Genomic DNA, 22,500 nt, shown 5'->3' on the forward strand with positions numbered 1-22,500 from the left:
TGAATCGTGGAGAACCTGATTGCGCTGCTGGTGGCGGCGCCCCTGCTCGGAGCTGTCGTCCTGCTGTGCGGCGGCCGCCGCCTCGACGCCGTCGGCCACTGGATCGGCACGCTGCTCGCGGCCGCCTCCTTCGTGATCGGCGTCGTCCTCTTCGCCGATCTGCTCGGCCGGGGCACCGACGACCGCACCCTGTTGCAGCACCTGTTCACCTGGGTACCGGTCGAGGGGTTCCAGGCGGACGTCGCCTTCCGCCTCGACCAGCTCTCGATGACGTTCGTGCTGCTGATCACCGGCGTCGGCTCGCTCATCCACGTGTACTCGATCGGGTACATGGAGCACGACGAGCGCCGCCGCCGCTTCTTCGGCTATCTGAACCTGTTCCTCGCGGCGATGCTGATCCTCGTCCTCGCCGACAACTACCTTCTGCTGTACGTCGGCTGGGAGGGCGTCGGCCTCGCCTCCTACCTGCTGATCGGCTTCTGGCAGCACAAGCCGAGCGCCGCCACCGCCGCGAAGAAGGCCTTCCTGGTCAACCGCGTCGGCGACATGGGCCTGTCGATCGCCATCATGCTGATGTTCACGACGTTCGGGACGTTCGCCTTCGGCCCCGTCCTCGCGCACGCGGGGGACGCGAGCGAGGGCAAGCTCACCGCCATCGCGCTGATGCTGCTCCTCGCGGCCTGCGGCAAGTCCGCCCAGGTGCCGCTGCAGTCCTGGCTCGGGGACGCGATGGAGGGCCCGACCCCGGTCTCGGCCCTCATCCACGCCGCCACGATGGTCACCGCGGGCGTCTACCTCATCGTCCGCTCGGCGGCGATCTTCAACGGCGCCCCTGACGCGCAGCTCGTCGTCACCGTCGTCGGCGCCGTCACGCTGCTGTTCGGTGCGATCGTCGGTTGCGCGAAGGACGACATCAAGAAGGCGCTGGCCGGCTCGACGATGTCGCAGATCGGCTACATGGTGCTGGCCGCGGGCCTCGGCCCGATCGGCTACGTCTACGCGATCATGCACCTGGTGACGCACGGCTTCTTCAAGGCCGGGCTGTTCCTCGGCGCAGGCTCGGTCATGCACGGCATGAACGACGAGGTCGACATGCGCAGGTACGGCGGGCTCAGGAAGTACATGCCGGTCACCTTCGTCACCTTCGGCCTCGGCTACCTCGCCATCATCGGCTTCCCCGGGCTGTCCGGCTTCTTCTCCAAGGACAAGATCATCGAGGCGGCCTTCGCGAAGGGCGGCACCGAGGGCTGGATCCTCGGCGGCTGCGCCCTGCTGGGCGCCGCGATCACCGCGTACTACATGACGCGCGTGATGCTGATGACGTTCTTCGGCGAGAAGCGCTGGCAGCCCGACGAGCACGGCCACGAGCCGCACCCGCACGAGTCGCCGAAGTCGATGACGATCCCGATGATCGTGCTCGCCTTCGGGTCGGTCTTCGCGGGAGCGGTCTTCAGCGTCGGGGACCGCTTCCTCACCTGGCTCGAGCCGGTCACCGGACACGCGCACGGGCACTCGCCGGTGAGCGCCCTCACCGTCACCCTGGCCACCATGGTGGTCCTGGTGATCGGCGTCGCCGTCGCCTGGGCCCAGTACGGCCGCCGTCCGGTCCCGGCCGTGGCCCCGCGCGGCTCGCTGCTCACCCGGGCCGCCCGCCGCGACCTGCTCCAGGACGACTTCAACCACGTCGTCCTGGTCCGCGGCGGCGAGCACCTCACGCGCTCCCTGGTCTACGTCGACCACACCCTGGTCGACGGCCTCGTCAACGGCACGGCGGCCTCGGTCGGCGGCCTGTCCGGGCGGCTGCGCAGGCTCCAGAACGGCTTCGCGCGCTCCTACGCGGTCTCCATGTTCGGCGGTGCGGCTCTCCTCGTCGCCGCGACCCTGCTGATGAGGGCGGTCTGATACCGATGTCCTTTCCCCTGCTGACAGCGACGGCGGTGCTCCCCGCTCTCGGCGCGGTCGCCACCGCCGCCGTGCCGGCCGCGCGACGCACCGCCGCCAAGTGGCTGGCCCTGCTCGTGTCGCTGGGCACACTCGCGCTGGCGATCGTCGTCCTGGTCCGCTTCGAACCGGGCGGCGACCGCTACCAGCTCACCGAGTCCCACTCCTGGATCAAGGAGTTCGGGGTCAGGTACGAGCTGGGCGTCGACGGCATCGCGGTGGCCCTGATCGCGCTGACCGCCCTCCTGATCCCGTTCATCGTCCTGGCGGGCTGGCACGACGCCGACCCGCTGGAGACCGGCAGCAAGCGGTGGCGGCCGACGCAGGGCTTCTTCGCCCTGATCCTGGCCGTCGAGGCGATGGTGATCATCTCCTTCGAGGCCACCGACGTCTTCCTCTTCTACATCTTCTTCGAAGCCATGCTGATCCCGATGTACTTCCTCATCGGCGGCTTCGGCGACCGCGCCCACGAACACGGCGAACAGGCCGCGTCGACCCAACGCTCCTACGCGGCCGTCAAGTTCCTGCTCTACAACCTGGTCGGCGGCCTGATCATGCTGGCCGCGGTGATCGGCCTCTACGTGGTCGCCGGGAACTTCTCCCTCCAGGAGATCGCCCAGGCCCGCGCCGACGGCTCGCTGCACATGGCGACCAGCACCGAACGCTGGCTGTTCCTCGGCTTCTTCTTCGCCTTCGCGGTGAAGGCGCCGCTGTGGCCGCTGCACACCTGGCTGCCCAACGCGATGGGGGAGGCCACCACCCCGGTCGCCGTCCTCATCACGGCGGTCGTCGACAAGGTCGGCACCTTCGCGATGCTCCGCTTCTGCCTCCAGCTGTTCCCGGAGGCGTCGAAGTGGGCGACGCCCGTCATCCTCGTCCTGGCGCTGATCAGCATCATCTACGGGGCGCTGCTCGCGGTCGGCCAGCGGGACATCAAGCGGCTGGTGGCGTACGCGTCGATCTCGCACTTCGGCTTCATCATCATGGGCATCTTCGCGATGACCAGCCAGGGCCAGTCCGGCGCGACGCTCTACATGGTCAACCACGGCATCTCGACGGCCGCGCTGATGCTGGTCGCGGGCTTCCTGATCTCCCGGCGCGGCTCGCGGCTCATCGCGGACTACGGCGGAGTGCAGAAGGTCGCCCCGCTGCTGGCGGGCACCTTCCTGATCGGCGGCCTCGCGACGCTGTCGCTGCCGGGACTCGCGCCGTTCGTGAGCGAGTTCCTGGTCCTGGTCGGCACCTTCGAGCGGTACCCGGTGATCGGCATCGTCGCCACCTTCGGCATCGTGCTCGCCGCGCTCTACACCCTCGTCCTCTACCAGCGGACGATGACCGGCCCGGTGAAACCCGAGGTCCGCGCGATGCCCGATCTGCGGCCCCGGGAGCTGGCGGTCGTCGCCCCGCTCGTGGTGCTGCTGATCTTCCTCGGCGTCTACCCGAAGCCGGTGACGGACATCGTCAACCCGGCGGTGCGGTCGACCCTGTCCGACGTACACAAGAAGGACCCCAAGCCCGAGGTGGAGGCGGCCAAGTGAGCGCAGTAGCCGTCCACAGCCTGTGGACAACCGCGGCCGACCCGATCTCCAAGATCGAGGCGCCGAAGATCGAATACGGGCAGCTCTCGCCCGTCCTGATCATCCTGGGCGCCGCCCTGCTCGGCATCCTGGTCGAGGCGTTCGCCCCGCGCAGGTTCCGGTACCACGTCCAGGTGTTCCTCTCCGCGGTCGCGCTGTGCGCCGCGTTCGCCGCCGTCGTCGCCCTCGCGGCCGGCGGCTACGGCACCACCAAGGCGCACATCGCCGCCATGGGCGCCATCGCGGTCGACGGACCCGCCCTGTTCCTCCAGGGCACCATCCTGCTGGCCTCCCTCGTCGCCCTGTTCACCTTCGCCGAACGGCGCCTCGACCCCGACCCGCACGGCAACAGGACCGACTCGTTCGTCGCGCAGGCCGCGTCCGTACCGGGCAGCGACAGCGAGAAGGCCGCCGTCAAGGCCGGGTTCACCACCACCGAGGTGTTCCCGCTGCTGCTGTTCGCGGTCGCCGGCATGCTGGTCTTCCCCGCGGCGAACGACCTGCTGACCCTCTTCATCGCCCTGGAGGTCTTCTCCCTGCCGCTGTACCTGCTCTGCGCCCTGGCCCGCCGCAAGCGGCTCCTGTCGCAGGAGGCCGCGGTCAAGTACTTCCTGCTCGGCGCGTTCGCCTCGGCGTTCACCCTGTTCGGCATCGCCCTCCTGTACGGGTACGCCGGATCGGTCTCCTACGCGACGATCGCGCAGGTCGTCGACGGCACGGTCACCACCGTCAACCCCGCGCTCGCCGACACCATGGGCAACGACGCGCTGCTCCTGATCGGCTCCGCGATGATCGTCATGGGGCTGCTGTTCAAGGTGGGCGCGGTGCCGTTCCACATGTGGACGCCCGACGTCTACCAGGGCGCCCCGACCCCGGTGACGGGCTTCATGGCGGCGGCGACGAAGGTGGCCGCGTTCGGCGCGCTGCTGCGGCTGCTGTACGTCGTGCTGCCGGGGCTGCGCTGGGACTGGCGGCCGGTGATGTGGGCCGTCGCCATCATCACCATGCTGGGCGGCGCGATCGTCGCGATCACCCAGACCGACATCAAGCGGCTCCTCGCGTACTCCTCGATCGCGCACGCCGGCTTCATCCTCGCGGGCGTCATCGCGACCACCCCGGACGGCGTGTCGTCGGTCCTCTTCTACCTGGCCGCGTACTCCTTCGTGACGATCGGCGCGTTCGCCGTGGTCACCCTGGTGCGCGACGCGGGCGGCGAGGCCACCCACCTGTCCAAGTGGGCGGGGCTCGGCCGCAGGTCGCCGCTGGTGGCGGCGGTGTTCGCGGTGTTCCTGCTGGCCTTCGCCGGCATCCCGCTGACCTCCGGATTCGCGGGGAAGTTCGCCGTGTTCAAGGCGGCGGCCGAGGGCGGGGCGGCCCCGCTGGTCGTGGTCGGTGTGATCTCGTCCGCGATCGCCGCGTTCTTCTACATCCGGGTGATCGTCCTGATGTTCTTCAGCGAGCCGCGCCCGGACGGCCCGACGGTCGCCGTGCCGTCGGTGCTGACGTCCACGGCGATCGGGGTCGGCGTCGCGGTGACGCTGGTCCTCGGCGTCGCGCCGCAGTACTTCCTGAACCTGGCGAACCAGGCGGGAATCTTCGTCCGCTGATCCACCGGCGGGCAGCCGCGTCACCCGGGCCCCGGTTCCCCTCGTGGGAGCCGGGGCCCTCGCACACCGTTCGGGTCCGGCCTGTGGATAACTCGGGGCACTGTCGGTGCGGGCCCCTATCGTGGAGGCAGTGGTCGAGGGACGACGTACGGGGCGAGAACGAGGGGTGCGACGAGCGCGATGGGTGTGACGGGCGGAATCAGCGAGATGCCAGGGGTGACGGAGAGCGAAGCGCTCTCCACACTGCACCGGGTCTTCGGGTACGAGTCCTTCCGCGGTGAGCAGGAAGAGATCATCGAGCATGTCGTGGCCGGCGGTGACACGGTCGTCCTCATGCCGACCGGCGGCGGAAAGTCGCTGTGCTACCAGATCCCGGCGCTGGTCAGGCCAGGTACCGGCATCGTGGTCTCACCGCTCATCGCGCTCATGCAGGACCAGGTGGACGCGCTGCGGGCGCTCGGTGTGCGCGCCGGGTTCGTCAACTCCACGCAGGACTTCGACGAGCGCAGGACCGTCGAGGCCGAGTTCCTCGCCGGGGAGCTCGACCTGCTGTACCTGGCACCGGAGCGGCTGCGCCTCGACTCCACGCTCGATCTGCTGTCCCGGGGCAAGATCTCCGTCTTCGCCATCGACGAGGCGCACTGCGTCTCCCAGTGGGGCCACGACTTCCGCCCGGACTACCTGTCCCTCTCCCTGCTCGGCGAGCGCTGGCCCGACGTCCCCCGGATCGCCCTCACCGCGACGGCCACCCGCGCCACCCACGAGGAGATCACCCAGCGGCTCGGCATGCCGAAGGCCAGGCACTTCGTCGCCAGCTTCGACCGGCCCAACATCCAGTACCGGATCGTGCCGAAGGCCGACCCCAAGAAGCAGCTCCTCGCCTTCCTCAAGGAGGAGCACGCGGGCGACGCCGGCATCGTCTACTGCCTCTCCCGCAACTCGGTCGAGAAGACCGCCGAGTTCCTCTCCCGCAACGGCATCGAGGCGGTGCCCTACCACGCCGGGCTCGACGCCCGGGTGCGCGCGGCGAACCAGTCCAGGTTCCTGCGCGAGGAGGGCCTGGTCGTGGTGGCGACGATCGCCTTCGGCATGGGCATCGACAAGCCGGACGTCCGCTTCGTCGCCCACCTGGACCTGCCCAAGTCCGTCGAGGGCTACTACCAGGAGACGGGCCGCGCCGGGCGCGACGGACAGCCGTCCACGGCCTGGATGGCGTACGGCCTCAACGACGTCATACAGCAGCGCAAGATGATCCAGTCGAGCGAGGGCGACGAGGCGTTCAGGCGCCGTGCCGCCTCCCACCTGGAGTCGATGCTCGCGCTCTGCGAGACGGCCAGGTGCCGGCGCGGCCAGCTCCTCGCCTACTTCGGCCAGGACCCCGACCGGGCGGGCTGCGGCAACTGCGACACCTGCCTCACCCCGCCCGAGACCTGGGACGGCACGGTCGCCGCGCAGAAGGCGCTGTCGACGGTGGTGCGGTTGCAGCGGGAGCGGGGGCAGAAGTTCGGCGCGGTCCAGATCGTCGACATCCTGATGGGGCGGCGCACCGCGAAGGTCATCCAGTTCGACCACGACCAGCTCTCCGTGTTCGGCATCGGCGAGGACCTCTCCGAGGGCGAATGGCGCGGTGTGGTCCGGCAGTTGCTGGCCCAGGGGCTGCTCGCGGTCGAGGGCGACTACGGCACGCTGGTGCTGACCGAGGCGAGCGGCTCGGTGCTGCGGCGCGAGCGGGACGTACCGCTGCGCAAGGAACCGAAGAAGCCGGTGACCGCCAAGTCGGGCTCGTCCTCCCGGGGCGAACGCAAGGCGAGGACGGCCGCGGCGGAGCTGCCCGAGGCGCTCCAGCCCGCCTTCGAGGCGCTGCGCGCCTGGCGCGCCGAACAGGCCCGCGAACAGGGCGTCCCGGCCTACGTCATCTTCCACGACGCGACGCTGCGCGAGATCGCCACGGTCTGGCCGACGTCGGTGGCGGAGCTGGGCGGCATCAGCGGCATCGGCGAGAAGAAGCTGGCGACATACGGGGAGGGCGTGGTCGGCGTACTGGCCGGCCTGGAGGCACCGGAAGCGGGGGCGGCGCAGCCGCAGCAGCAGCCCGACTCCGGTTCGCTCGCGGACCCGGCCGCGGGAACGGGCACGCCGGCGAGGCCGAAGAGGCCGAGGACAGCGAAGGAAAGGGCACCGAGGGAAACGGCACCGAAGGAAACGGCGTCGAGGGAGACGGCAGCCGCGACCGGCCCCGACCCGGACGACTTCTGGGCCGACCTGGGGGAGGAGCCGCAGACGGAGGACTGGGGGTAGGGGAGGCGGAGCCCGGGGGCGGGAGAGGCGGCGTCCGGAGTCCGGGGTCGGGGGTCGGGGTTCGGGGGAGTTGGAGCCCGGGGTCGGGGGTCGGGGGAGTTGGAGCCCGGAGCCCGGGGTTCGGGGGCCCTGGACGAGGGATGCTGAAAGCGGGCATGTGCAAGCCAAGGGATGCCCTCCGGGGCCCGCTCCGGCCCGCTCCGCTCCGGTCCGGTTCCGTGCCGGCCCGCCGCGCTCCGGTCCGGCTCCGCTCCGGTCCGGCTCCGCTCCCGCTCCGCGCCAGCCCGCCCCGCGCTGGCCCGCCCCGCGCTGGCCCGCGCCAACCCGCCGCGCTCCGGCCCGGCCCGCTCCGGCCCGGCCCGCCCCGCGCCGGCCCGCCGCGCTCCGTCCCGCCCCGAGGGGCGCCCGCCCCGTCAGTGAGTGCGCAGGACCGCGCCGGGGCGGGCGCCCCTCGGGCGGGGGGCGGCATGGTGGGTGGGCTTGGCGGGGCGGGCGCGCTCCAGGCTCCTGGTCCACAGCGCGGCGGTCAGCAGCAGGCCGGTGAAGACGACCAGGAGCAGGGCGGAGACCCACATCTGCCGACTGCCGGGGGCCTGCCACGCGCTCCAGGCCGTCGAGGCGGCCCACACGGCGATGCCGACCGCGTAGAAGGCGCGGACGCGGCGCAGTTGGCGTACGGCCCGCAGGGGTGTGAGGTGATCGCTCATCGGTGCCATGTGCAGCCGTGTACCCCTGCGGTCGGCTCTCAAAAGGTGATCCCGAGAGCGGCTCCCGCAGGAGTCGGCGCGGACCTGAGCGGCCGCCGGGCGGTGGGGTCCGTCCGTCAGGGGATCAGTGCGGTGCCGAGGCTTTCGGCGGCGAGGTAGCCGCTGAACACGGGATGGCGGCTGCCCACCGCGAGGTCGCGCCAGTAGCGCTGGAGGGAGTTGGTCTCGCGGAGACCGCCGGCGCCGTGCAGGTCGAGCATGAGGTCCACGGCGTCGCGGCAGTCCTTGGCGGCGCCGGCCGTACTCGCCCGCAGATGGGCGAGGTCGAGGGCGCTGAGGTCGTCGCGCGCGCTGTCCCGGGCGATGGTGAGCGCGGTCCTGCCGGCCCGGTCGACCAGTGAGGAGGCGTCGGCCAGCCAGTGACGGGCGCCGGGTGAGTCGCCCATGCGCGGGTAGCTCGTCATGAAGGGTCTGCGGTCGGACCGGAACATGTCCCGCACCGCGTCCAGCGCGCCCTGCGCCGCGCCCACGAGCGGGGCCAGCAGACAGAGTCCGAAGAACAACTGCTCCCGCGGCTGGGGCGGGTCACTGCGCGCGACCCGGTGCGCGGGGACCAGCAGGCCGTCGGCGACGAGGCGTTGACTGCCCGTGCCGCGCATGCCCGCCATGTGCCAGTTCCGTTCGATGGCCAGGTCCGCGAGGGGGATGACCGCCAGGTGGTAGGCGCCGTCGACCATCAGGGACACGTTCGCCCATTCCGCGGACTCGCAGCCGGAGACGTTGTCCCACCGGCCGGTGACGCGCACGCCGTCCGCCTCGTGGGTTCCGCGGCCGGTCGGGAGTCCTGAGCCGCAGGCGAGCGCCTCGGGGTCGGCGAAGAACTCCTCGCGGGCCAGGGTGCCGTGGCGCAGGGCCACCATGGTCTTGGACGTGGCGCAGGTACCGGCGATCCACGCGGCCGAAGGACAGACGCGCCCCAGCTCGGTCAGACGGCGGGTGACCGCCGGTGCGTCGGCCCACTGCCCGCCGTACTCGACCGGTGTGCGCAGGGCCGAGGACCCGCTGTCCCGCAGCGCGGTGACGCTCGCCTCCGTCAGGCGGCTGTGCCGTTCGCTGTCCGCCGCTTCGGCCAGCAGGACCTGGCCGTGTTCACTCACCGGGAAGTCGCTCATCATGCGGAAAGTCAATCCTCGCGGCAGGCGCCCGCCCATACTGCGGTGGGGCGCGGGCATACGAATCGGTGCGGAGGCGGGCTGTTAGCCTCGGCGGGTGGACTTCCTCAGCGAGGCGATCGGCAGCGTCAGGACCGGCCGGTCCTACGCCCGCCGGGTCACCGAGACAGGCTCCTGGGGCATGCGGTACGACGAGTTCACCGGCAGTGGCTTCCACGTCGTGCTGCGGGGCCGGGGCTGGCTCGTCACGGAGGACGCGCCGCCGCGCGCTCTGCGCCCGGGTGACGTCGTGCTCGTCGCGGCCGGCGCGCGGCACGGGCTGAGCCACGCGCCGCGCGCGCTGCGCGAACTGCCGCCCGCGACCATGGACGCGACGGCCCCGCACCCGGGGCCCGCCGACTTCGAGTTCCTCTGCGGCGCGTACCACCTGCGGCGCGGCAGGGCGTACGACTACTTGGCCACGCTGCCGGACATCGTCGTCACGTCGCCCGAGAAGGGGCCGTCCTGGACGACGTCGCTGGCCGAGCTGCTGGTCGCCGACCTGTCCGCACCGGGCCCAGGCGCGGACGCGACCCGCTCGGCACTGGTGGACCTGCTGCTGGTGCACGTGGTGCGCCAGTGGCTGCGGGACAACGGCACCGCCGACGGCCCGTACGTCGACGACCCGGTGATCGCGTCCGCGTTGCGGCACATCCACAGCGCCCCGTACGCGTCCTGGCGGGTCTCCGAACTGAGCGCCGCCGTGGGCATGTCGCGCACCGCCTTTACCCGCCACTTCACCAGGGTGCTCGGCAAGCCGCCCCGGGACTACCTGACCGGGGTGCGGCTGTCGCGGGCGGCGAGGCTGCTGCGCGAGAGCGACGCGCCGTTGGCGGCCGTCGCGCGCGAGCTCGGGTACTCGACCGAGTTCGCCTTCGGCGCTGCCTTCCGCCGGGAGTACGGGATTTCTCCGGGCCGCTTCCGCGACGCCCCGGACACCCTTCCGCCGGCCGCTGGAGCCGTGCGGGGCGACCCGCTCGCCACGGCGGACCCCGCCCTGAGCGGCTGACGGCTCCCTCACCCCACCCCCGAACGCCACGGCCGACAGGCCCACCGGTGGCCGGCGCCAGACCGTGCCGGGGCCGGACCGTGCCAGCGCATGCGTCAGGTCCGGCTCACGGACGTCTCGTCGGGTCGCGCGCACGCGGACCCGAGGGGCGTACCCTCCCCGCTTCCGCCGTCTCCCCCTCCCGTATTCCGGCCCGTTCACCGGGTGTTGGGACGGGTGTCTTGTTGCCGGGTGGTCGACAACCAGGTTAAATCCGGCGAACAGCCGGGAAACATAGCGTCTTTGAGGTGCTCAGCCTCTTGTTGCGGTCATATCTACGCGCGTATCTTGAGCCGACTTTGAGCCTTCCTGTGCCGTCTGTTCCGCGCCGAGCGTGCCGGAACGGGCGGTGGAGCCCTACCCGATACCCGACAGCAGCACCTGCGGCACAAGCGGCCAACACGCAACGGAGAGAGCAACCGTGTCCCCTTCCATACCTCCCGCCCTGCGCGGCAGACGCGCGCGGATCGTCGCCATCACCCTCCCCATCGGTATCGCCGGATCCCTCATCGCGCTCCCCCTCACCGCGCAGGCGACCCCGTCGGCGGACGCGGTGATCGCCGAGGTCTACGGCGGCGGTGGCAACTCCGGTGCCACCTTCACCAACGACTTCATCGAGCTGGGCAACTCGGGCACCGGCGCCTTCGACCTCTCCGGCTGGTCAGTCCAGTACCTGAGCGGCTCGCCGACCGCCACCACCAAGTGGTCGGTCACGCCGCTCGCGGGTGCGATCCCCGCCGGTGGCAGCTACCTCGTCGAGGAGGCGAAGGGCGCGGGCGGCGACACCCCGCTGCCCACCCCTGACGCCACCGGCACCCTCGCCCTGTCGGCGAGCAGCGGCACCGTCGCGCTGGTCCACTCGACCACCGCGCTGACCTGCCTGACCGCCGACGACTGCGCGGCGGACACGGCCATCAAGGACCTGGTCGGCTTCGGCACCGCCGCCGTCCGGGAGACCACTCCGGCCACCGGCGCCGACAACACCCACTCGGTCACCAGGGACGCCGCGCTGCGGGACACGGACAACAACTCCGTCGACCTGAGCGGCGCCACGCCCACCCCCCGCAACAGCGCGGGCACGGGCGGCGAGGGCCCCGGCGGCGGGGAGCCGACCCCGACCCCGACGCCCACCGACACCACCCCCGGTGACGTGCGCATCCACGACATCCAGGGCGCCGGCCGCATCTCGCCGTACGTCGGCAAGAGCGTCACCAACGTCCCCGGTGTCGTCACCGCCGTCCGCTCCACCGGCACCTCGCGCGGCTTCTGGATCCAGGACACCAAGCCGGACAAGAACGCCGCCACCAGCGAGGCCGTCTTCGTCTTCACGGGCTCCACCACCCCGCAGGTCAGGGTCGGCGACTCGGTCGTCGTCTCGGCCAAGGTCGTGCAGTACTACCCGGGCGGTCAGAGCTCGGGCGCCCAGTCGATCACCGAGCTGTCCGGCCCGACGACGGCCGTGCTCTCGTCCGGCAACAAGCTGCCGGCGGCCGAGGTCGTCAACGCCAAGACGCTGCCGGACACTTACGCGCCGAAGGTGAAGGGGCTCAACATCGAGCCGCTCGCCCTCAAGCCCGACAAGTTCACGCTCGACTGGTTCGCCTCGCGTGAGGGCATGCTGCTCCAGATCGGCGAGAGCCGGGTCGTGGGCGCGTCCAACTCGTACGGCGAGACCTGGATCACCACCAAGCCCAAGCAGAACCCGACCCCGCGCGGCGGCACCGTCTACACCGGCTACGACGACCCGAACTCGGGCCGTCTCAAGCTGATCTCGCTGACCGGCGACTCGATCAGCGCCAACGTCGGAGACACCCTCACCGGCGACAGCACCGGCGTCCTGGACTACTCCAACTACGGCGGGTACACGCTCCAGACGACCACCCTCGGCAAGGTCACGTCCGGTGGCCTCACGCCGCAGGTGGCGAAGAAGGGCGCGGACGACGAGCTGTCGGTCGCCACCTACAACGTCGAGAACCTCGCCCCGACCAACGCGCAGTCGAAGTTCGACCGCCTCGCCGACGGCATCGTCACCAACCTCGCCTCCCCTGACGTGGTCAGCCTGGAGGAGATCCAGGACAACAACGGCAGCAAGGACGACGGTACGGTCGCGGCCGACCAGACCCTCGCCAAGTTCATCGCCGCCATCAAGGCGAAGGGCGGCCCCGCGTACGAGTACCGCTCGATCGACCCGCAGGACAAGGCCGACGGCGGTGAGCCGGGCGGCAACATCCGCAACGTCTTCCTCTTCAACCCGAAGCGCGTGAGCTTCATCGACCGTCCCGGCGGCGACGCCACCACCGCGGTCAAGGTCGTCACCTCGGGTGACAAGAACCAGTACGTGTCGCTCTCCGCCTCCCCCGGCCGGATCGCCCCGGCCTCCGACGCCTGGAAGAGCAGCCGCAAGCCGCTCGTCGGCGAGTTCGACTTCCGTGGCCAGCGGATCTTCATCGTCGGCAACCACTTCAACTCCAAGGGCGGCGACCAGCCGGGACACGGCGTCTTCCAGCCGCCGACCCTCGGCTCGGAGACCCAGCGCCTGGCCCAGGCCAAGGAGGTCAACGGCTTCGTCTCCGACCTGATCTCCAAGGACAAGAAGGCCAAGGTCGTCGTTCTCGGTGACCTGAACGACTACCAGTTCTCCAAGCCGCTGGACAAGCTCACCAAGGGCGGCGTCCTCACCGACCTGGTCAACACCCTCCCGGTGAACCAGCGTTACAGCTACGTCTACGACGGCAACTCGCAGACGCTCGACCACATCCTCGTCAGCCCGGCGATCAAGAAGCCCGGCTACGAGATCGTGCACATCAACGCGGAGTTCGCCGACCAGGCGAGCGACCACGACCCGCAGGTCGTCCGCATCAAGTAGCCCTGCCGGGGCGGTGGTTGTGAAGCCTCCGCCGGGCTGACGAGACGTCAGTTCTGTGACGTGCACGCACTTTTGAGTGCGTGCACGCCACCCGCGGTTCCTGGTCCGGAAGAGGGTCGGGGAGGGCGAGGTCAGGCCAGCGCCGAGAGCCCGGGGCCGAAGACGATCAGCAGGGGCAGCAGCGGCACGAGCGCCGCCACCGTCGTCGTCAGGGCGCGGTGTCTGCGGCCCAGTCTCGGCGGCGGTTGCAGCAGGCGGTCGACCCGCTCGCCGAGCAGCCGGTGGCTGGAGGAGCAGGACAGCACCCCGCGGTGCATGTTCAGTTCGATCAGGGCGAGCGCGGTGGTCAGATGGCCGCACCGGCGGGACGCCGTGTCGTCGGCGGCCAGTTCCACCAGCCGGTGCGTCTGGTCGCGGAAGTGCGCGAACAGCGGAAGCCGGGGGAACCCGGCGGCCAGCGCGGTCGACAGATGCAGCAGCCAGTCGTGGTGGGCCCGCGCGTGGTTGCGCTCATGGGTGAGGACGGCGTCCAACTGGCGGTCGGTGAGCCGGCGCAGCGCGCCCGTCGTCACCACCAGCTGCGGCGGATGCCCCGGCAGCCACCAGGCGTCCGGGTACTCGTCCTCAAGTACCAGCAGCGGCCCGCGCGTCGAACCGTCCTGGCCGTCGAGGCCCGTGAGACCGGCGGGCAACTCAGGTGCCCGCGCGCGCAGTTGGGCGCGGGCCCGGCCGCGCCTGCGCCGCGCCTCGACAAGCTCGCGGCCCAGCATCGCCGTCGTCCAGGCGGCGCCGCACGCCAGCAGCGCGGTGAGGGCGGCGGCCCAGAGGGGCGCCGCCGAAAGGTCGTAGGCGGCGGTCACGGCCGCCGGCGCGGGCGCGAAGACCTGGTCGCGGACGGTGTGGAAGACGGCCGCCGCGCCCAGCACCAGCGCCGTCAGACAGCACAGCAGGACGGTGGCCACCAGGCACTGCCACACCCACAGCGCGACCACCGGCTCCCGGTCGGGCCACCAGGACCGCACCAGGGCGCGCGGCACCGGCACGGCCGCCGTCAGCGCGACGGCGCTCAGCAGCAGCAGGCAGACGGTCATGCCACGGGCTCCGGATCCGGCTCGGAGGAACGGACGGTGGGGCGAGGCGCGCGGTGCGGGGCGACGGGCGCGCGGCCCGTCCGCCGCCAGTATGACGGCGCCGGGCCAGCGCGTCAGGACATGAACGGGACCCACCGCGCGAGGCGCGGACGCCGTCACCCGCCGGACGCCCCGGCGGGGGCCCGGCCGTCACCCCGCCACGACGCGCCCGGTCACCTCTCCGAGGGACACCCGGGTCCCGGCCGGGCCCGGGGCCCACGCCGACAGCGTCACCACGTCGCCGTCCTCGAGGAACGCGCGCTTGCCGTCCGGGAGTTCGAGCGGATCGCGGCCGTTCCAGGTCAGTTCGAGGAGCGAGCCGCGCTGCTCGGGGGCCGGTCCGCTGACCGTGCCCGAGCCGTACAGGTCGCCGGTGCGCAGGGACGCGCCGTTGACCGTCATCTGGGCGAGCTGCTGCGCCGCCGTCCAGTACATGGTGGAGAACGGCGGCTCGGCGACGGTGTGTCCGTTGACGGCGACGGAGATCCGCAGGTCGTAGCCGCCCGGCTCGTCCTCGGAGTCGTCCAGGTAGGGCAGCGGCCGGTGGGTGCGCGGCGGGGGCGCGGTCCGGGCGTCCTCCAGGGCGTCGAGCGGGGTGATCCACGCCGAGACGGAGGTGGCGAAGGACTTGCCGAGGAACGGGCCGAGCGGCACGTACTCCCAGGCCTGGATGTCGCGCGCGGACCAGTCGTTGAGCAGGCAGAGCCCGAACACGTGGTCGCGGAAGCCGCCGAGCGGCACCGGCGCGCCCATCCGGGTCGGCGTGCCGACGACGAAGCCGACCTCGGCCTCGATGTCGAGGCGCACGGAGGGCCCGAAGACCGGCGCCGGGTCCGTGGGCGCCTTGCGCTGGCCCGACGGGCGCACCACGTCGGTGCCGGAGACGACGACCGTGCCGGAGCGGCCGTGGTAACCGATCGGCAGGTGCTTCCAGTTGGGGGTGAGGGAGTCCTCGGCGTCGGGGCGGAAGATCTGTCCGACGTTCCTCGCGTGGTGTTCGGAGGAGTAGAAGTCCACGTAGTCCGCGACCTCGAACGGCAGATGCAGCGTCACCGAGTCCAGCGGGTGGAAGTGGGCGGCGATCGTCTCCTGGTGGGAGGGGACCGTCACCCACGCGGTCAGCGCGCGCCGCACGTCCGACCAGGCGGTGCGGCCCGCCGCGAGCAGCGGGTTCAGCGAAGGCCGCGCGAGCAGCGCGGCGTACGGCGATCCGAGCGCGCGGGCGGCCGCGCCCGCGTCCAGGACCTGGTCGCCGAGACGGACGCCGACGGTCCGCTCGGTCGATCCCGCGCGGGAGAAGACGCCGTAGGGGAGGTTGTGCGGGCCGAAGGGGTCGCCCTCGGATACGTCGAAGGGGGGCATCGGGTACTGCCTCGCTCTCACCATGTGTCGGGTGCTGACAAGTGGCCTGGCCACACGTTACGGGTGAGTCGGCGCTCCTGGGCAGTGTCTAAAGAGTTTGCAATGTCCGAATTGGCCTTGTCGGAAGTCGCAATTCCGGCTTAGCGTCCTTTGGGGACACGGACGGGGTGGGTCCGGTCCGTAGGGGGAGCGCGTGGGGGGACCCGTGGCCAGGAGCACCAGTGTGCCGTTCGAGGCGGACCGCGAGGTTCCGGGTCTGATCGTCAAGTTCGGCGGCTACCCGCTGCACCACGGCGGAGTGGGCGCCATCCGCAGTCTCGGCCGGCTCGGTGTGCCGATGTACGCGATCACCGAGGACCGCGGCACGCCCGCCGCCGCCTCCCGCTACCTGCGCAGGGCGTTCGTCTGGCCGACCTCGGGCGGCGAGGCGCCGGAGCGGCTGGTCGAGGGGCTGCTGCGGATCGGGCACCTGATCGGCAGGCCGACGGTGCTGGTGCCGACCGACGAGGAGGCCGCCGTCCTGATCGCCGAGCACCAGGACGCGCTCGCCGGACCGTTCCTCCTCCCGCCCGTCGAGGCGGACCTGCCGCGCCGCCTGGCCAGCAAGCAGGGCCTGCACGAACTGTGCGAGGAACACGGCGTGCCGAGCCCGGCGACCGCCTTCCCGCGCGGTTACGACGACATCGCCGCGTTCGCCGAGAAGGCGCGGTTCCCGGTGGTCGCCAAGAACCGGGAGGCGTTCCTGCGCCGCAGCAGGCCCGCGGTCCGCGGCACCACCAGGATCGGCACCCGCGAGGGCCTGCTCGCCCTCGCCCGCGACTGGGGCGAGCGGCCCGGCGTGATCCTCCAGGAGTACCTGCCGCGCGAGGAGGCCGAGGACTGGATCGTGCACGCCTACTTCGACCGGGACTCCACCCCGCGCGCGATGTTCACCGGCGTGAAGGTCCGCTCCTGGCCGCCGCACGCCGGGATGACGGCCCACGCGTACGTCGTCGACAACCCGGAACTCGCCGACCTCGCCGCGCGTTTCATCAAGCGGATCGGCTTCACCGGGATCATCGACCTCGACCTGCGCTACGACCGGCGCGACGGCCTCTACAAGCTGCTCGACTTCAACCCGCGGATGGGCGCCCAGTTCCGGCTGTTCGAGAGCGGCTCCGGGGTGGACGTGGTGCGTGCCCTGCACCTCGACCTGACCGGGCGCCCCGTTCCCGAGGGTGAACAGCGGGCAGGGCACCGGTACATCGTGGAGAACATCGACCTGCCCGCGCTGCTCGCCTACCGGCGCAGCGGCTACACCACCCCGCACGCCCCGGCCCGCGCGAGCGGCACGGAACTGGCCTGGCTCGCGGGGGACGACCCGCTGCCGTTCCTCACCATGCTCGCGCGCTCGCTGCGGCCGGGCGCCGCGCACCTCTACGAGCTGTGGCGGACCAACCGCCGCGGCGGCACGACCCGTTCGGGCGGTTAGCGCGCGTCCGGCGATTCCCGTCGCACGGCGGACGGGACGGCCGGTCACCCCGTGGGGCGCGTCCGGCCGCCCGGACAGGGCGCGAAGTGACGAGAGAGACGTCCTGGGGAGGACTTCGTGATCACACCGGTAGCTGTCATCGGCGCCGGGCCGTTCGGCCTGTCGACCGCCGCCCATCTGCGAGCGCGCGGGATACCCGTGCGGGTCTTCGGCGAGCCGATGGTCGCCTGGCGCGACCACATGCCGGCCGGCATGCTCCTGAAGTCGACCCCGGCCGCCTCGAACCTCGACTGCCCGCTGCCCGGCCACACCCTCGCCGACTACTGCGCCGAGGCGGGCCTTTCGCCCCTGGTCACCGACGAGGACATCATCCCGGTGGAGACGTTCACCGCCTACGGCGAGTGGTTCCAGCGACGGCAGGTGCCGGGGCTCGAACGGGTCAGGGTGGTCGCGGTGGACCGGCGCACCGACGGCGGCTTCGAACTGAAGCTGGACTCAGGCGAGTCGTTCACCGCCCGCGCGGTCGTCGTGGCGACCGGGCTCTCCGGTCTTGCGCAGCTGCCGCCCGAGCTGGCCGCGGCCGCGCCCGCCGGATGCGCGCCCGCGGGCCCGGTCTCGCACAGCTCCCAGCACCACGACCTCACCCGGTACGCGGGCCGGGAGCTGATCGTGGTCGGCGCGGGCCAGTCCGCGCTGGAGACGGCGGTGCTGGCCGCGGAGGCCGGCGCGCGGGTGCGGGTGGTGGCGCGCGGCCGGGGCCGGGTCGCCTTCGGGGCGCCGCCGTGGGAGCAGCCGAGGCTGCGCCCCGAGTCGCCGTTCGGCCGGGCCTGGTCGCTGTGGGCGCTCAGCTACCATCCGCAGCCCTACCGGTATCTGCCCGAGCGCACCCGCCACCATCTGGTGCGCAGGGTGCTCGGCCCGCTCGGCGCCTGGTGGCTGCGGGAGCGGTTCGAGGGCCGGGTGGCGGTCAGCGACGTCGAGCGGATCGTGGGCGCCGAGGCGGCGGGCGGCGGCGCGACGCTGACCGTGCGCACCCACGGCGGGGGCGTGGAGCGGCTCACCGCCGACCATGTGCTGGCCGCGACGGGCTACCGGGTGGACCTCGCCGCGATGGACTTCCTCGGCGAGGGGCTGCGCACCCGTCTCGCGGTCAGCAGGGGCGCCCCGCGGCTGGGCGCCGGGTACGTCTCCTCGGTGCCCGGCCTGTACTTCACGGGGCTGCCCGCGGCGTCGTCGTACGGTCCGGTGATGCGGTTCGTGTGCGGGACGGCGTTCGCCTCGCCGAGGCTGGCGCGGCACCTGGCGGCGGCCCACGGCTGAGCGGGCCGGGTGAGCGCCGGGGGAGCGGGCCCGGTGGGGGCGGCTCGGCCCGGCGCACGCGTCGGACGCCGAACCGCCCACCGCGAACCGCGTCCGCGGGGGCCGAAGGCGCTAAAGACACAGGGAAGTTGGCCTGATGCGGACGGGGCCGCGGTGAACCGCGTCGTCGTCCGGTTCGCCGCTGAGTCGGTGGGGCGTCCGGTCCGTATTCTCTGATCATGGCCGCACCCCTCGCATACGCACTCATCGCCACCGACCTGGACGGCACCCTCCTCAGAGGCGACGACACGCTGTCCGACCGGTCCCGCGCCGCGCTCGCCCGGGTGGCGGCCGCCGGCGCCCGGCATCTGGTCGTGACGGGCCGCCCGGCGCCCCGGGTGCGCCCGCTCCTCGACGACCTGCACAGCAGGGGGCTCGCGGTGTGCGGCCAGGGAGCGCAGGTGTACGACGCGGGCGCGGACCGGCTGCTCTGGTCGGTCACCCTGGACCGGGAGCTGGCCGAGACCGCGCTCGGCAAGATCGAGGCGGAGGTCGGCCAGGTGTACGCGGCCGTCGACCAGGACGGGGTGGACGGCCTGACCCTGATCGAGCCCGGCTACCGGATGCCGCACCCGACGCTGCCCGCGGTGCGGGTCGCGCGCCGTGCCGACCTGTGGTCCGCGCCGATCAGCAAGGTGCTGCTGCGCCATCCCGAGCTGTCCGACGACGAGTTGGCGGGGATCGCGCGGTCGGTGGTCGATTCCCTCGCCACGGTGACGATGTCGGGGCCCGGCACCGTCGAACTCCAGCCATCCGGCATCACGAAGGCGACCGGTCTTGCGCTGGCCGCCGACCACCTGGGTCTCGGCCCGGACGAGACGATCGCCTTCGGGGACATGCCGAACGACATTCCGATGTTCGAGTGGGCCGCCCACGGGGTCGCCATGGCCAACGCCCATCCCGAACTGAAGCGGGTGGCCGACGAGGTCACCTCGTCGAACGAGGACGACGGCATCGCCGTCGTCCTCGAACGAATCTTCGACTGAGTGCGGTCGGCCTAGTAGGCGCCGTACACGTTGTCGATCGAGCCGTACCTGGCCGCCGCGTAGTTGCACGCGGCCGTGATGTTGGCGACCGGGTCGTACGGGTCGTAGACGGTCCCGGAGACGTGGTACGCGGCGAAGGTCGGGTCGATCACCTGGAGCAGGCCCTTGGAGGGGATGCCCGCGGCGGCGTTCGAGTCCCAGTTGTTGATGGCGTTGGGGTTGCCGGAGGACTCGCGGATCACGTTGCGGTAGATGCCGTTGTACGTGCCGGGGATGCCCTTCTGGGCCATCACGGACAGCGAGGCGCGGATCCAGCCGTCGAGGTTGTTCGAGTAGCCGAGCGAGGTGGCGGTCGCCGTGGTCGGTTCGGCGGCCGAAGCGCTGGTGGCGCCGATGACCGGGAGGGCGAGCACGGCGGCGCCGGTGCCGAGGACGGCGAGCTTGCGGGCGAGGCGCGAGCGGCGGGGAGCGATGGCGGGCATGGCGGTTTCCTCTCCGTCGCCTGCGAGGTGAGCTGTCGGGTTCGGGCGGGAGCTGCCCGGCCGCGCCGCTGTCAGGCGGTGCGACTTCACCCCTAGCCGTCACGGGCGCTGGCCCGGTCCGGCGACTTACCTGGTTCCCCCGCTCCTGCCGTGCGTGAGTTCGTTCGGTGAATGGGTGTACGGGCGGCGGCAGGATTAGGCGTCCACCCGACAGGCCGGGAACGTATGCGAGAGCACATGTCCGGAACAAGTGCCGGATTCACACATCGGACCGGTTGACCTTGATCAGGGTGGTTTGGGGTGCTTGATCCTTTGCACTCGCCAAGGGTCAACTCCCCTTGGCGCACAAGGAGCGCCGCGCCGCGCGGGACGGAGGTCCGCGCGCGCCGCGGCGTGAGCCAACTCACTGGAATCGCCAAGTATGGCAAATCGGGCAATGACCCCAACTCGCCTTTAACCGGCTGTGCGTGGAATCCGCTTCTCCCAGGTCCGGTGGAAGAGGACCTCGTCGCCCTCCGTGCAGATCACCTCGTCGAAGGTGATGAAGTCGTTACCGTCGGCGGTGATCTCCGAACGGGTGCGGACGGCGGTGTCCCAGCCCAGCTCGGGCCGGTGCAGCCGGATCGACCAGTCGGACCGGGTGCGGGCGGAGAGCGGGTCGGCCTCCTGGACGGTGTACGTCTCCAGCGCGTCCTCGGTGAACTCCAGGCCGTCGGGGTACACGCGCGTGCCGCCGTAGCGCGGGTCGACCTCCAGCCGCCAGGTGCCCGCCGCGACGTCCCGCACGACCAGCCGCTCGGGCCGCGGCTCGTCCAGGGTGGCGGGGAAGTTCACCCCGAGCGGCGGCGCCTGCTCCGGCTCGTCGAAGGAGATCGCGGGCGACGGCGACTCCCGGCGGCGCACCGGGAGTTCGAGGTAGCTGCCCGCCGGGTCGAGGGTGAAGCCCGCCTCCGAGCCTGGCTGCGGCCAGATCCACGGCCAGTACGCGGAGGAGACGGCGAGCCGGATGCGGTGGCCGGGCGGGAAGGCGTGCCCGATGCCGTTCAGCTCGAACTCGACGTCCTCGACCGCACCGGGCGACCACGGCACCACCCGGTCCCGGCCGTGGCGCGCGGAGAGGTTCAGGACACCCCGGGTGACCAGCGTCGAGGACCCGTCGGGAGCGACGTCGCAGACCCGCGCCACCACCTGGCCGCGCGGCGCGTGCGCGGTCAGCCGCAGCCGCACCCTCGGCCGCCCCAGCACCCAGGTCTCCTCGCCCACCGCGAACTCGAAGCACGCCGAGCGGGCGTCCTCCTCGCGCTGGTCGGGCGGCAGGTCGGCGTCGTTGCCGAACGGGAAGAACCGGCCCGCGTCGACGCCCGTGTGCTGCGGCGAGCGGACCAGCGAGGGGGCGCCCTGGAGGCCGTAGGCGACGGTCGTGACGTGCGGCGAGGGCCACGACGGCTCGCCCACCCAGCGGCCCGGCAGCGTCTCGTGGACGGTCGCCGGAGCGTGCGAGTCGCTGATCCAGGAGCGCAGCAGGGGTTCGGCCATGACGCCGGTGTCGGTGTCCTTGAGCCAGTGGTCCCACCAGCGGAGGGTCTCCTGGAGGAAGCCGATGGCGGGTCCCGGGGGGAGGCCGCGGTCGGGGTACTGGTGGGACCAGGGGCCGATGAGGCCGCGCACCCGGTCGGCGGGGAGGTGTTCGGCGAGCCGCAGCACGGTGTCGCGGTAGGGGTCGTGCCAGCCGCCGACGGCGAGGACGGCGGCCTTGATCGCGCCGTAGTCCTCGCAGACGCTGCCGTGCCGCCAGTACGCGTCCCGGGTCTGGTGCGCCAGCCAGGTGTGCGAGAAGGGCTCGACGGCCGCGAGCCGCCGCAGCCAGGTCTCCCGCCAGCCGTCGCCCGCGTAGGCCGGGTCCGGCGGCCGGGAGACGAACGCGAGCATGGTCGCGGCCCACGCGTGCATGTCCACCGCGAGGACCGAACCCCCCATGTAGTGCACGTCGTTGTCATAGCGGTCGTCCGCCGAGCAGACCGTGACGACCGCCTTCAGCGCCTCGGGCGCGAGGGCCGCGATCTGGAGGGAGTTGAAGCCGCCCCAGGAGATGCCGAACATGCCGACCTTGCCGGTGCACCAGGGCTGCGCGGCCAGCCACTCGACGACCTCCACCCCGTCCGCCAGCTCCGTCGCCGAGTACTCGTCGGTGGGCAGCCCCTCGCTGTTGCCGTGCCCGCGCACGTCGACCCGGACGGAGGCGTAGCCGTGGCCCGCGTACCAGGGGTGGCGCTGGGCGTCGCGGGGCGCGGTCCAGTCGGTCAGCCGGTACGGCAGGTACTCCAGGAGCGCCGGCACCGGCTCGTCGGTCAGCGGGCGCCACACGCGCGCGTACAGCAGGGTCCCGTCGGACAGCGGGATGCGCACGTCCTCGTGGGTCGTCTCGAAGGGGAAGGAGGTACGGATGTGCAGGCTC

Annotated in this window: 15 protein-coding genes and 1 riboswitch; of the genes, 9 read left to right on the forward strand and 6 right to left on the reverse strand. The window is 72.0% G+C overall.

Annotation, left to right across the window (positions count from 1 at the left end):
• Window positions 1-6 precede the first annotated feature (6 nt).
• From nuoL to recQ, 4 genes are all read left to right on the forward strand, one after another.
• Window positions 7-1,902: an NADH-quinone oxidoreductase subunit L gene (gene nuoL / locus DDJ31_RS22505; RefSeq protein WP_127178546.1), complete on the forward strand. Its 1,896-nt coding sequence runs from the start codon at window positions 7-9 to the stop codon at window positions 1,900-1,902.
• A gap of 5 nt (window positions 1,903-1,907) precedes the next feature.
• A complete protein-coding gene (locus DDJ31_RS22510; protein ID WP_127178545.1) occupies window positions 1,908-3,479 on the forward strand; it encodes an NADH-quinone oxidoreductase subunit M in 1,572 nt (523 codons plus the stop codon).
• Window positions 3,476-5,125, forward strand: a complete 1,650-nt coding sequence (gene nuoN, locus DDJ31_RS22515; RefSeq protein WP_127178544.1) for an NADH-quinone oxidoreductase subunit NuoN — start codon at window positions 3,476-3,478, stop codon at window positions 5,123-5,125. Before DDJ31_RS22510 ends, nuoN begins: the two co-directional genes overlap by 4 nt.
• Window positions 5,126-5,305: 180 nt before the next feature.
• Window positions 5,306-7,423 (forward strand): DNA helicase RecQ, encoded by a 2,118-nt coding sequence (recQ, locus tag DDJ31_RS22520; RefSeq protein ID WP_127178543.1) that lies wholly within the window; start codon window positions 5,306-5,308, stop codon window positions 7,421-7,423.
• Between the two features lie 413 nt (window positions 7,424-7,836).
• Here recQ and DDJ31_RS22525 read toward each other — a convergent pair whose 3' ends face one another.
• A complete protein-coding gene (locus DDJ31_RS22525) occupies window positions 7,837-8,139 on the reverse strand; it encodes a hypothetical protein (protein ID WP_127178542.1) in 303 nt (100 codons plus the stop codon).
• Between the two features lie 107 nt (window positions 8,140-8,246).
• Window positions 8,247-9,305 (reverse strand): acyl-CoA dehydrogenase family protein, encoded by a 1,059-nt coding sequence (locus DDJ31_RS22530; RefSeq protein ID WP_240678112.1) that lies wholly within the window; start codon window positions 9,303-9,305, stop codon window positions 8,247-8,249.
• Between the two features lie 94 nt (window positions 9,306-9,399).
• On the opposite strand from DDJ31_RS22530, the gene DDJ31_RS22535 reads away from it, so the two are divergent.
• On the forward strand, window positions 9,400-10,350 hold the full coding sequence (locus DDJ31_RS22535) for an AraC family transcriptional regulator (RefSeq protein ID WP_127178541.1): 951 nt from the start codon (window positions 9,400-9,402) through the stop codon (window positions 10,348-10,350).
• Window positions 10,351-10,810: 460 nt separating this feature from the next.
• Window positions 10,811-13,255, forward strand: coding sequence for an endonuclease/exonuclease/phosphatase family protein (locus DDJ31_RS22540; protein ID WP_127178540.1), 2,445 nt, complete (start codon window positions 10,811-10,813; stop codon window positions 13,253-13,255).
• A gap of 131 nt (window positions 13,256-13,386) precedes the next feature.
• Here the strand turns inward: DDJ31_RS22540 and DDJ31_RS22545 are convergent, their stop codons facing one another.
• A complete protein-coding gene (locus DDJ31_RS22545) occupies window positions 13,387-14,346 on the reverse strand; it encodes a M56 family metallopeptidase (RefSeq protein ID WP_127178539.1) in 960 nt (319 codons plus the stop codon).
• 189 nt (window positions 14,347-14,535) lie between these two features.
• Window positions 14,536-15,747, reverse strand: coding sequence for a fumarylacetoacetase (fahA, locus tag DDJ31_RS22550; protein ID WP_127182648.1), 1,212 nt, complete (start codon window positions 15,745-15,747; stop codon window positions 14,536-14,538).
• Window positions 15,748-15,970: 223 nt separating this feature from the next.
• Here fahA and DDJ31_RS22555 point away from each other — a divergent pair, with 223 nt between their 5' ends.
• From DDJ31_RS22555 to DDJ31_RS22565, 3 genes are all read left to right on the forward strand, one after another.
• The gene (locus DDJ31_RS22555) at window positions 15,971-17,218 is read left to right on the forward strand and encodes a carboxylate--amine ligase (protein ID WP_127178538.1); all 1,248 of its coding nucleotides are present in this window, start codon (window positions 15,971-15,973) and stop codon (window positions 17,216-17,218) included.
• A 117-nt stretch (window positions 17,219-17,335) separates the two neighbouring features.
• Complete coding sequence (locus tag DDJ31_RS22560; protein WP_127178537.1) at window positions 17,336-18,538, forward strand: NAD(P)-binding domain-containing protein; 1,203 nt, start codon at window positions 17,336-17,338, stop codon at window positions 18,536-18,538.
• 218 nt (window positions 18,539-18,756) lie between these two features.
• A complete protein-coding gene (locus DDJ31_RS22565; protein ID WP_127178536.1) occupies window positions 18,757-19,563 on the forward strand; it encodes an HAD family hydrolase in 807 nt (268 codons plus the stop codon).
• 11 nt (window positions 19,564-19,574) lie between these two features.
• On the opposite strand, the gene DDJ31_RS22570 is transcribed toward DDJ31_RS22565, so the two are convergent.
• Together DDJ31_RS22570 and DDJ31_RS22575 are read right to left on the reverse strand one after the other, a co-directional pair.
• On the reverse strand, window positions 19,575-20,045 hold the full coding sequence (locus tag DDJ31_RS22570) for a transglycosylase SLT domain-containing protein (RefSeq protein WP_127178535.1): 471 nt from the start codon (window positions 20,043-20,045) through the stop codon (window positions 19,575-19,577).
• 2 nt (window positions 20,046-20,047) lie between these two features.
• Window positions 20,048-20,225: riboswitch (cyclic di-AMP (ydaO/yuaA leader) on the reverse strand.
• A gap of 273 nt (window positions 20,226-20,498) precedes the next feature.
• Window positions 20,499-22,496, reverse strand: coding sequence for a CocE/NonD family hydrolase (locus DDJ31_RS22575; protein WP_127182647.1), 1,998 nt, complete (start codon window positions 22,494-22,496; stop codon window positions 20,499-20,501).
• Window positions 22,497-22,500: the final 4 nt, after the last annotated feature.

It is taken from the genome of Streptomyces griseoviridis, from assembly GCF_005222485.1.
GTDB lineage: Bacteria > Actinomycetota > Actinomycetes > Streptomycetales > Streptomycetaceae > Streptomyces > Streptomyces hintoniae.

Excerpts from the sequence above, each read along its gene's own strand:
- DDJ31_RS22530 (WP_240678112.1), bottom strand. The coding sequence starts at position 9,305 with ATGATGAGCGACTTCCCGGTGAGTGAACACGGCCAGGTCCTGCTGGCC.
- DDJ31_RS22570 (WP_127178535.1), bottom strand. The coding sequence starts at position 20,045 with ATGCCCGCCATCGCTCCCCGCCGCTCGCGCCTCGCCCGCAAGCTCGCC.
- DDJ31_RS22545 (WP_127178539.1), bottom strand. The coding sequence starts at position 14,346 with ATGACCGTCTGCCTGCTGCTGCTGAGCGCCGTCGCGCTGACGGCGGCC.
- DDJ31_RS22565 (WP_127178536.1), top strand. The coding sequence starts at position 18,757 with ATGGCCGCACCCCTCGCATACGCACTCATCGCCACCGACCTGGACGGC.
- DDJ31_RS22510 (WP_127178545.1), top strand. The coding sequence starts at position 1,908 with ATGTCCTTTCCCCTGCTGACAGCGACGGCGGTGCTCCCCGCTCTCGGC.
- recQ (WP_127178543.1), top strand. The coding sequence starts at position 5,306 with ATGGGTGTGACGGGCGGAATCAGCGAGATGCCAGGGGTGACGGAGAGC.
- fahA (WP_127182648.1), bottom strand. The coding sequence starts at position 15,747 with ATGCCCCCCTTCGACGTATCCGAGGGCGACCCCTTCGGCCCGCACAAC.
- DDJ31_RS22525 (WP_127178542.1), bottom strand. The coding sequence starts at position 8,139 with ATGGCACCGATGAGCGATCACCTCACACCCCTGCGGGCCGTACGCCAA.